Here is a 10,039-nt window from a genome sequence, read left to right as displayed (position 1 = left end):
CTTGGTAGAGCACCTGGTTTGGGACCAGGGGGTCGCAGGTTCAAATCCTGTCTTCCCGATATTTTTAAAACATGGGGCCTTAGCTCAGCTGGGAGAGCGCCTGCCTTGCACGCAGGAGGTCAGCGGTTCGATCCCGCTAGGCTCCACTTATAACTTTATTATGGCGGTGTAGCTCAGCTGGCTAGAGCGTACGGTTCATACCCGTGAGGTCGGGGGTTCGATCCCCTCCGCCGCTACCATAAAGGACCTTTAGCTCAGCTGGTTAGAGCAGACGGCTCATAACCGTCCGGTCGTAGGTTCGAGTCCTACAAGGTCCACCATTTAAAGTAAATTCCCTGGAGGTATACCCAAGTCTGGCTGAAGGGATCGGTCTTGAAAACCGACAGGCGGCGAGAGTCGCGCGGGGGTTCGAATCCCTCTACCTCCTCCATTTTTTAAAAAAGAATATTGTATCGTCGCGGGGTGGAGCAGTCTGGTAGCTCGTCGGGCTCATAACCCGAAGGTCGCAGGTTCAAATCCTGTCCCCGCAACCAATGGTCCCGTGGTGTAGTGGTTAACATGCCTGCCTGTCACGCAGGAGATCGCCGGTTCGACCCCGGTCGGGACCGCCATTTTACATAAAGGCTCGGTAGCTCAGTCGGTAGAGCAGAGGACTGAAAATCCTCGTGTCGGCGGTTCGATTCCGTCCCGAGCCACCATTTTGAAATAGCAAGCCGGCTTAGCTCAATTGGTAGAGCAACTGACTTGTAATCAGTAGGTTGGGGGTTCAAGTCCTCTAGCCGGCACCACTTTCAAAATGAGCCATTAGCTCAGTTGGTAGAGCATCTGACTTTTAATCAGAGGGTCGAAGGTTCGAGTCCTTCATGGCTCACCATTTTAGTTTCATGCGGGTGTAGTTTAGTGGTAAAACAAGAGCCTTCCAAGCTCTGGTCGAGAGTTCGATTCTCTTCACCCGCTTTTTCCATTGGGGCCTATAGCTCAGCTGGTTAGAGCGCACGCCTGATAAGCGTGAGGTCGATGGTTCGAGTCCATTTAGGCCCACCATTATTCCGCAGTAGCTCAGTGGTAGAGCTATCGGCTGTTAACCGATCGGTCGTAGGTTCGAGTCCTACCTGCGGAGCCATATTATATAGAGAAGTACCCAAGTGGCTCAAGGGGCTCCCCTGCTAAGGGAGTAGATCGCTAACGCGGTGCGAGGGTTCGAATCCCTTCTTCTCTGCCAGAAATTGGCCCGTTGGTCAAGCGGTTAAGACACCGCCCTTTCACGGCGGTAACACGGGTTCGAATCCCGTACGGGTCATACTAAAAGAGATAGCATAATCTGCTATCTCTTTTTTTATTTGTTATAAGGATTTTTTAAAACTAAAGTAGACTTTGATAGGTAAGAAAAATAATTTAAAGGGGAATAGGGTATGTAAAAGGTGGGTACAAAAGTTCACCTTTTTATTGTGTAGTGTGCCCAGTATACATATATTTTTTGTTTCATATTCCTATTTTGATGAAGTTATCTGTTGTACAATTTTTATGTAAGAATTTACACAAGTTGTAATCATTGCTTCCTATGGATAAAAACTATCAAATAGTATTATGTCAGTGATATTTAAGAGCTTGCATAAGATTAAGAATCGTTCCTTTCGTAACAGAAAGATAATCTTTTAATTATAACAAATCATATATTTTTATCCCGCTATTCGTGCGCAGTAAGACCCCCACTGATTAAAGTTTCACTTTATATTGAAACACGCTATAGAATGGAGTGATAATATGGATTTTGAAACTTTGTATCGAACGTATCAACCTTTAGTTTACTCGGTTGCATACCGTCTGCTGGGCTCTGTTAGTGATGCGGAGGATGTTACTCAGGATATATTTATCAAAGGTCAACATACGGACCAAGAATCCATTAGAAATATGAAAGCGTATTTAATAAAAATGACGACAAATCATTGTTTGAATATACTACAATCGGCTCGAAAAAAGAGAGAAGTGTATACAGGAGAATGGCTTCCCGAGCCGGAAATAGATACGGCGAAACTAAATCCTGTGGAAACTATCATTCAAAACGAAAGAGTATCCTATGCATTTCTTGTACTGTTAGAGAATTTAACACCTGTTGAAAGAGCCGTATTTGTCTTAAGGGAAGCGCTTAGTTACGATTATCGTGAAATAGCGGAGATTTTAAACAAATCAGAGGCAAATTGCCGAAAGATTTACAGTCGTTGTAAAGAGAAGATACAGCACGAAGTACCCGTAAATCCACAACAATCAGATCATACAGAAAAAATGATACATACCTTTATTCATGGTTCAAAAACAGGGGATTTTGAGGAATTTATTAATTTGCTGACAGTAGATGCAACACTTGTCACCGATGGAGGCGGTAAAGTACGTGCAGCTATATTTCCGATTCTGGGCAAACAGCGTATCCAGATATTTCTGGAGGCTATTGTTTCACGAGGATTCTTTCAATTGGAGCTTCTCCCAACTATCATAAATGGTCAATTTGGTATTTTAGCAAGAAATAAAGGCCGTGCAGAGAAAGCCATATGTTTTGAATGGAATGAAAGTGGAGAATCCATTAGAAGAATCTACATTATAGTTAATCCTGATAAATTAAAGCATATTCCAGTTCTATAGCATGTAATTGAAAAAGAGATCTTTATTTTTTAAGATCTCTTTTTTATTTTGTCACAAATTGAAAAGCTTATTTGTCTTATAGGTGACAGGATATAAAAGGGATGCTATGTATGTTTTTTATTAGGGATTCTGTCATGAATTAAAATATTTTACGGCAGATAGTGATTTTAAATAATTCATGAAAGACCTTGTTAAATATCCTGGTGCCAAAGTACAAACTAATTTTATTTTATGGAGGGAATATACAATGGAAACAAGATTTTTAATGGGAAAGGTAAATCCGGAAGGTTATAAAGCAATGGTAGGTTTAGAAAAATACTTGATGACTACAAGTATTGATGAAGTATTGAAAGAGCTAATTAAAATCCGGGCTTCTCAAATCAATGGATGTGCGTATTGCATTGATCTTCATACGAAAGATGCACGAAAACTAGGGGAAACAGAACAACGTATTTACGCTCTTAATGCTTGGCGTGAAACACCATTCTTTACGCAGGAAGAACGTGCTGTGCTTGCTTTGACAGAGGCAATTACACTAGTAGCGGAAACGCACGTTCCTAATGAGGTATATGAAGAAGTAAGGAAATTCTTTGAAGAAGAGCAAATTGCTGAAATCATTATGCAGATTGTTACTATTAATGCATGGAATCGAATTGGAGTATCTACTCGTTTAATGCCGGAAAAAAGATAAGATGGAGATGTTACTAATATTTTGTAGAGGCACCCTCATACCGTCAACTAGCTAAGAAAAAGGAGGTTCCAAAAACGAAAAAATAAGTTATTCTTTCTGGAAATACTRCTGAAAGGATAGCTTTTTCGTTTTTGAGTATAAAGAAATTGTAATTGGAAGGATATATAGCTATTGCAAATTATGTAGGATCTAATCTTTAATAGGCGAACGATAAAATATAATGAAATAAGCTTTTCACAATCTAAAGAAAAGGCTTCCATTGAAATTGATTCCACACCTAATATCATAACTTTCCACTGTATGTGAAAAAGTTCACAAATAGGTCATAATTTGTGAATGTATTCACAATAAATCGTGCTACAATATGAGTGTAAAGAAGTTAAACAACATTAAATTAGTATTTTAATTAATTACTTAAACAATAATAAAAAAAATAAATGTGAACAATAGAGAGGGGAAATTACCATGAAAAAAGGTATCAATCGTGTAGTATTAGTAGGAACAGGAGCTGTAGGTTGTAGTTATGCTTACTCAATGATTAACCAAGGTGTAGCTGAAGAATTTGTACTTGTGGATGTAAATGAGGCTAAAGCAGAAGGGGAAGCAATGGACTTAAGCCATGCAGTACCATTCTCTCCATCACCAACAAAAGTTTGGAGCGGTAGTTATGCAGATTGCAAAGATGCAGATTTAGTTGTTATCACTGCTGGATTACCACAAAAGCCAGGTGAAACTCGTTTAGATTTAGTTGAGAAAAATACAAAAATCTTTAAGCAAATCGTTCGCGGCATTATGGATAACGGATTTGATGGTATTTTCCTAATCGCAACTAACCCGGTTGATATTTTAACTTATGTAACTTGGAAAGAATCTGGATTACCAAAGGAACGCGTAATCGGTTCTGGTACAACTTTAGACTCTGCTCGTTTCCGCTACATGTTAGGTGACTATTTAGATGTAGATCCACGTAACGTTCATGCATATATCATTGGTGAGCACGGTGACACTGAACTTCCAGTATGGAGCCACGCTACTATAGGTGTACAAAAACTAGAAACAATCTTAGCGAACAACGAACAGTATAACCAAGAAGATTTAGATAAAATCTTTGAAAATGTACGCGATGCTGCTTACCATATTATCGAGCGTAAAGGTGCAACTTACTACGGAATTGGTATGTCACTACTTCGTGTAACTAAAGCGATCTTAAACAACGAGAACAGTGTACTAACTGTATCTGCATACCTTGAAGGTCAATACGGCGAGAAAGATGCTTATGTAGGTGTTCCAGCTGTCATTAACCGCGAAGGTGTACGTGAAATCGTGGAGCTTGAGTTAAATGAAGAAGAAAAAGCGAAATTTACTCACTCTGTAAAAGTATTAAAAGAAACAATGGCACCAGTACTATAAGGATAATTGATAAATAATTCAGAAGCRGGAAATTGCTTCCGGATTCTGAATTTTTATATAACTTTATATAAATTCCTTTTCCAGTTTCCCTGTATATCCCCAAAATATACACCCCCTTTTGCTGGAAAAGGGTCGTTTATAGGAAAAGCACCCTATTTTGTATAGAGTGCTTTTTTTTTTTTTTGTATGGAAATTAAATCCATAAAATGGAGAGTTTATAGCGAGCTTAAAGAATTATTTCATGAGAGCGTAATAAAAATGAGGGGGATAAAGTTATGATAGAAAGAGCTAATGCTGAAGAAACAACATACATACTATCTAATACAGTATTATCTGCTAATGAAGGTATTCAAAATCATGGAACAATTTCCGGTGGAAAAGCGATACAGATGATGACAGGTCTTATTGAAAAAGGGGCGTATTATCTTGTATACAAAGAGAATGATTCAATTGCTGGATGGATATTAGTAGGGACAAATACGGATTATTTTACAGAAAAGGAAATTGGTTTTATTTACGATGTATACGTCTTATCTGAATTTCGAGGTAAAGGGATTTCCAAAAAGCTAATTCAGGCTGGAATTGAAGAGTTGAAAAGAAATGGATATGAGGAAGTACGTCTTAATGTATTTTCCACAAACTTTGCTCAAGAGATTTATGAAAAGATAGGTTTTACTCCGTTACAAACAGTTATGGTTTACAAGTAAATAAGAAATGAAAAAACAAGAAAAGTACCGAGAATCGGTACTTTTCTTTGTTTTCAGTTTTGAAGTTCTTCTTGAACGAATTACCTGGCTTTAAATCTTTCATATTGACGGTAACAGTAGGATTAGATAAATATATTATACCAGCTTGTAATGCGTTATTTTGATGTTTCAGGGTTGTTAAAATAGGAGAAGCGCTATGCTATAATAAGCCCCCATGTTTAGAGTGAAATATATATCGCCTTACTAACAATTAGATAAAATATAGTATTTAAGTGAGGGGATAGTTAGAAAGCATGATTTCCAGTAAATGTTTTACCCCGTTATTCGTGGGCAGTAATACTCTCACCTCAAAATTCAATGGAAACAAAGAAGTTAGGTGAGAGATAAACTGCCCGTAAAAACCCAATTGGTGAGAGCTGATTAAAGTTTCACTTTATGAGAAAACATTTGTTTCAAAATAATAAAGAAGGAAAGAAACTAGAAAAATAGAGAACTTCTTACCATTGTATATTTTTGTAAAAAATAAAAAAGAACGAACAAAAAATAAAATGCTTTCAATGAATATTCGTCAAAATTCGATAAATTTGACGAAAAATTAAAGTGTTACCTTTAATTTCCGCGAAAAAACGTATATATATTTAAAAATGCACAAGGATATTTCAGTTTCCTATCGAATGTTTAAAAAGTAATGAAAATTCCGCCATCTTAGTGAGGTGAACATATTGAGTGTAACAGATTGTATAGAAGAGAGTGTGTATGAATTTCATACAAAGCAGTGTTATGAGAGCTATAACATATTTGGCGCGCATCTTGTAACGGAAGATGAAATACAAGGCGTACGATTTACAGTATGGGCTCCTCATGCGAAAGCTCTGAGTGTAGTTGGCGATTTTAATGATTGGGATATTGAAGGGCATAAGATGCGAAAAATGGCAGAAGAGGGTATTTGGTCATTGTTTATACCGCATTTGGGGGAAAATGAAATATATAAGTATGCGATTGAAACCAAAGGTGGCGAAACAATTTTAAAAGCAGATCCCTATGCAACATATGCAGAAGTAAGACCAAATACGGCATCTGTTATTTTTGATATAAAGGGATATAAATGGAATGATAAAAATTGGTTTCGAAAGAAGAAACGAAAATTAATGTATAAGGAAGCAATGGCAATTTATGAGTTGCATTTTGGTTCATGGAAAAAGAAAGAAGATGGCTCTCTGTACTCGTATCGAGAGATGGCAGAGGAGCTCATTCCTTATGTGGCGGAACATCAATTTACCCACATTGAAATTATGCCGCTTGTGGAACATCCATATGACCGTTCCTGGGGATATCAGGGAACCGGATATTATGCGGTGACAAGCCGGTTTGGTACACCGCATGACTTCATGTATTTTGTCGATGAATGTCATAAATATGGAATCGGTGTCATTTTAGATTGGGTCCCGGGTCATTTTTGTAAAGATGCTCATGGGTTGTATTTATTTGATGGAGCGCCGACCTATGAATATAAAGATTTGGATGTACAGGAAAATCACGTTTGGGGCACAGTAAATTTTGATTTAGGAAAACAGGAAGTGCGTAATTTTTTAATTTCAAATGCACTGTTTTGGATGAAGTATTACCATATTGACGGCTTTCGTGTCGATGCGGTTGCGAATATGTTGTACTGGGAAAAAGAAGGGAAGCAGCAAAGTAATGAATACGCCGTTTCCTTCTTGCGTGAGTTAAATGAGGCAGTATTTGCAGAGGACGAAGAATTTTTGATGACCGCAGAAGATTCGACAGCTTGGCCACTTGTGACTACGCCAGTGTATGAAGGCGGACTAGGGTTTAATTATAAGTGGAATATGGGCTGGATGAATGATGTTCTAAAATACATGGAGTGTGCACCGGAATACCGGAAATATATTCATGAGAAAATGACATTTTCTTTGCTATATGCTTACTCCGAAAACTTTATATTACCGCTCTCTCACGATGAAGTCGTTCACGGAAAAAAATCATTGTTAAATAAAATGCCAGGAGACTACTGGGAAAAGTTTGCACAACTGCGTTTATTATACGGGTATTTCTTTACGCATCCTGGAAAGAAATTACTCTTTATGGGTGGGGAATTTGGTCAGTTTGACGAATGGAAAGATCTCGAGGATCTAGATTGGAATTTGCATGATTTTGAAATGCATCGTTATATGCATGATTACTTTAAAGAGCTCATAGCATTGTATAAGCGCTCTAAACCACTTTGGCAGTTGGATCATTCGCAGGAAGGATTTCAGTGGATTGATGCCGATAACAAAGAACAAAGTATTTTCTCGTTTATTCGTAAAGGGGATAAGGAAGACGATATCTTTGTTGTGGTATGTAATTTTACTAATATTGTGTATGAAAATTATAAAGTAGGTGTACCAGAGTTCAAGTATTATAACGAGATTTTAAATAGTGACGCAGCAATATATGGAGGCTCAGGGCAGGTAAATAAAAAGCGCCTAAAGACAATTCTAGAGCCGTATCATAATCAGTCTGCTCATGTAGAAATAACAATTCCACCATTTGGCGTATCCATTTTAAGACCAGTGAAAGCGAGAAAGGGGAGCAAAAAACAAGATGGTTCAAAAGCAGACGTGCGTAGCAATGTTACTAGCAGGAGGAAAGGGTAGTCGTTTAAGTGCTTTAACAAAAAATTTAGCAAAGCCAGCTGTTCCGTTTGGCGGTAAGTACCGAATTATTGATTTCACATTAAGTAATTGTGCAAACTCTGGTATTGAAACAGTTGGAATTTTAACGCAGTATCAGCCGCTTGAGCTTCATAGTTATACTGGAATCGGTAATGCTTGGGATTTAGATCGTGTGAATGGCGGCGTGACCGTATTGCCTCCGTACTCGGAATCTTCAGGAGTGAAATGGTATACAGGAACAGCGAGTGCTATTTATCAAAACTTAAACTATTTGCATCAGTACGATCCGGAATATGTTCTGATTTTGTCAGGAGATCATATTTATAAAATGGATTACAGTAAAATGTTAGATTACCATATTGAAAAAGAAGCAGATGTTTCGATTTCAGTTATTGAAGTACCTTGGGATGAGGCAAGTCGATTCGGCATTATGAATACGAATGAGGATATGGAAATTGTTGAATTTGAGGAAAAACCACAATTTCCAAAAAGCAATCTTGCTTCGATGGGAATTTATATCTTTAATTGGGCTATTTTAAAAGAATATTTAGAGATGGATGCAAGAAATCCAGAATCTAGTAATGATTTTGGAAAAGATGTCATCCCGCTTTTATTAGACGAAGAGAAAAAGCTCATTGCTTACCCATTTGAAGGGTATTGGAAAGATGTTGGAACTGTAAAAAGTTTATGGGAAGCAAATATGGACTTGCTTCGAGAAGAATCGTCCTTACAGTTAAACGATCATAGCTGGCGCATTTATTCGGTGAATCCAAATGAGCCGCCGCAGTATATTGCTGAAGGGGCAAAGGTAGAAGAATCATTAATTAATGAAGGGTGCGTTGTTGAAGGGGATGTAAAACACTCTGTTTTATTCCAAGGAGTAACGGTTGGAGAAGGGAGTATGGTAATCGATTCGGTAATTATGCCAGATGCATGCATCGGTAAAAATGTTGTCATCGAAAGAGCGATTGTCGGATCGGGTATGGTCATTGAAGATGGGACAATTATTCGTCCAGAAAAAAATATCGATGATGTTGTACTAATAGCTGAGGGGAAATAGAGAAGGAGGATAAGATGAATGGGAGAATCAATGTTAGGAATTATTAATGCAACAGGGAGTTTTCCGTCCTTAAAGAAAGTAACAGGGCACCGTTCGCTGGCAGCACTACCATTTGGAGGACGTTATCGTCTCATTGATTTTATGCTTTCGAATATGGTTAATTCCCATATTCATAGTGTAGCGATTTTTACGAGTCATAAAAATCGTTCCTTGATGGATCATCTCGGATCAGGAAAACAATGGGATTTAGATAGAAAACGCGACGGCTTATTTTTATTTCCTCCCAATTGCCAATGTGATCAAGATGAGTTTGGTTCCTTCGCTCATTTTAGAAGACATATGGACTATTTTCTGCGCAGCAGACAAGAGTATGTTGTTATTACAAATAGTCATCTTGTTACAGCATTAAATTTCCAAAAGGTATTAGAAAGACATATACATACGGGCGCAGATGTTACAGAAGTATGCCATGAAGGCGTATCGCTACAAACTTATGTGCTTAAGAAACAGTTATTATTAGATTTATTTGAAATATATAAAGACATGGAACACTATAGTTTGTTTGATGTAGTCAAAGAGAAACGAGGAGAGTCGCTGTACATTACTACATATGAGCATACAGGGTATGTAGCAGTAATCGATTCGATTGAAAATTATTATAAACATAGTTTAGAAATTTTGCAGCCTTCTATTTGGAAGCAGTTGTTTACGAAAGAGGCTCCGATTTTTACAAAAGTAAAGGATGAACCACCAACACGTTATATAAAAGGAGCGCAGGTGCAAAACACAATGATTGCAAACGGCAGTGTTATTGCAGGAAAAGTTGAGAATAGTGTTGTATTTCGTTCTGTTAAGG

At 37.8% G+C, this 10,039-nt stretch carries 8 protein-coding genes and 14 tRNA genes; 21 read left to right on the top strand and 1 reads right to left on the bottom strand.

Annotation, left to right across the window (positions count from 1 at the left end; all coding sequences use genetic code 11):
* Positions 1–73: 73 nt before the first annotated feature.
* The 18 genes from AC1DIT_RS25170 to AC1DIT_RS25085 all read left to right on the top strand — a co-directional run bounded on the left by AC1DIT_RS25170 (position 74) and on the right by AC1DIT_RS25085 (position 5,445).
* Positions 74–146, top strand: a tRNA-Ala gene (locus tag AC1DIT_RS25170).
* A 16-nt stretch (positions 147–162) separates the two neighbouring features.
* Positions 163–239: transfer RNA gene (locus AC1DIT_RS25165), tRNA-Met, on the top strand.
* A gap of 4 nt (positions 240–243) precedes the next feature.
* Positions 244–320 (top strand) — tRNA-Ile (locus AC1DIT_RS25160).
* Positions 321–337: 17 nt separating this feature from the next.
* Positions 338–430 (top strand) — tRNA-Ser (locus AC1DIT_RS25155).
* Between the two features lie 26 nt (positions 431–456).
* Positions 457–533, top strand: a tRNA-Met gene (locus AC1DIT_RS25150).
* A 2-nt stretch (positions 534–535) separates the two neighbouring features.
* Positions 536–611 (top strand) — tRNA-Asp (locus tag AC1DIT_RS25145).
* An 11-nt stretch (positions 612–622) separates the two neighbouring features.
* Positions 623–698 (top strand) — tRNA-Phe (locus tag AC1DIT_RS25140).
* 14 nt (positions 699–712) lie between these two features.
* Positions 713–788: transfer RNA gene (locus AC1DIT_RS25135), tRNA-Thr, on the top strand.
* A 10-nt stretch (positions 789–798) separates the two neighbouring features.
* Positions 799–874: transfer RNA gene (locus AC1DIT_RS25130), tRNA-Lys, on the top strand.
* A gap of 12 nt (positions 875–886) precedes the next feature.
* A tRNA-Gly gene (locus AC1DIT_RS25125) sits at positions 887–957 on the top strand.
* A 10-nt stretch (positions 958–967) separates the two neighbouring features.
* Positions 968–1,044, top strand: a tRNA-Ile gene (locus AC1DIT_RS25120).
* A 4-nt stretch (positions 1,045–1,048) separates the two neighbouring features.
* Positions 1,049–1,123, top strand: a tRNA-Asn gene (locus AC1DIT_RS25115).
* An 8-nt stretch (positions 1,124–1,131) separates the two neighbouring features.
* Positions 1,132–1,222 (top strand) — tRNA-Ser (locus AC1DIT_RS25110).
* A 6-nt stretch (positions 1,223–1,228) separates the two neighbouring features.
* Positions 1,229–1,300, top strand: a tRNA-Glu gene (locus AC1DIT_RS25105).
* A gap of 464 nt (positions 1,301–1,764) precedes the next feature.
* On the top strand, positions 1,765–2,637 hold the full coding sequence (locus AC1DIT_RS25100) for an RNA polymerase sigma-70 factor (protein WP_016116844.1): 873 nt from the start codon (positions 1,765–1,767) through the stop codon (positions 2,635–2,637).
* Between the two features lie 247 nt (positions 2,638–2,884).
* Positions 2,885–3,328, top strand: coding sequence for a carboxymuconolactone decarboxylase family protein (locus AC1DIT_RS25095; RefSeq protein WP_016116843.1), 444 nt, complete (start codon positions 2,885–2,887; stop codon positions 3,326–3,328).
* 465 nt (positions 3,329–3,793) lie between these two features.
* On the top strand, positions 3,794–4,738 hold the full coding sequence (locus AC1DIT_RS25090; protein WP_016116842.1) for an L-lactate dehydrogenase: 945 nt from the start codon (positions 3,794–3,796) through the stop codon (positions 4,736–4,738).
* Between the two features lie 275 nt (positions 4,739–5,013).
* The gene (locus tag AC1DIT_RS25085; protein ID WP_016116841.1) at positions 5,014–5,445 is read left to right on the top strand and encodes a GNAT family N-acetyltransferase; all 432 of its coding nucleotides are present in this window, start codon (positions 5,014–5,016) and stop codon (positions 5,443–5,445) included.
* On the opposite strand, the gene AC1DIT_RS25080 is transcribed toward AC1DIT_RS25085, so the two are convergent.
* The gene (locus tag AC1DIT_RS25080) at positions 5,429–5,617 is read right to left on the bottom strand and encodes a TasA family protein (protein WP_353777550.1); all 189 of its coding nucleotides are present in this window, start codon (positions 5,615–5,617) and stop codon (positions 5,429–5,431) included. The genes AC1DIT_RS25085 and AC1DIT_RS25080 overlap by 17 nt on opposite strands.
* Before the next feature lie 550 nt (positions 5,618–6,167).
* Here AC1DIT_RS25080 and glgB point away from each other — a divergent pair.
* The 3 genes from glgB to AC1DIT_RS25065 form a co-directional block, all read left to right on the top strand.
* Complete coding sequence (gene glgB / locus AC1DIT_RS25075; protein WP_016116840.1) at positions 6,168–8,105, top strand: 1,4-alpha-glucan branching protein GlgB; 1,938 nt, start codon at positions 6,168–6,170, stop codon at positions 8,103–8,105.
* Positions 8,053–9,183 (top strand): glucose-1-phosphate adenylyltransferase, encoded by a 1,131-nt coding sequence (locus AC1DIT_RS25070; protein ID WP_016116839.1) that lies wholly within the window; start codon positions 8,053–8,055, stop codon positions 9,181–9,183. The genes glgB and AC1DIT_RS25070 overlap by 53 nt, the downstream gene beginning before the upstream one ends.
* An 18-nt stretch (positions 9,184–9,201) precedes the next feature.
* Positions 9,202–10,039, top strand: an 838-nt coding sequence (locus AC1DIT_RS25065) for a sugar phosphate nucleotidyltransferase (RefSeq protein ID WP_476998485.1), incomplete at its 3' end; no start/stop codon positions are given.

Source organism: Bacillus sp. 05T22, assembly GCF_056396765.1.
Note: the sequence above shows the minus strand (reverse complement) of the source record. Positions and strands in the feature narration are given on the sequence as shown.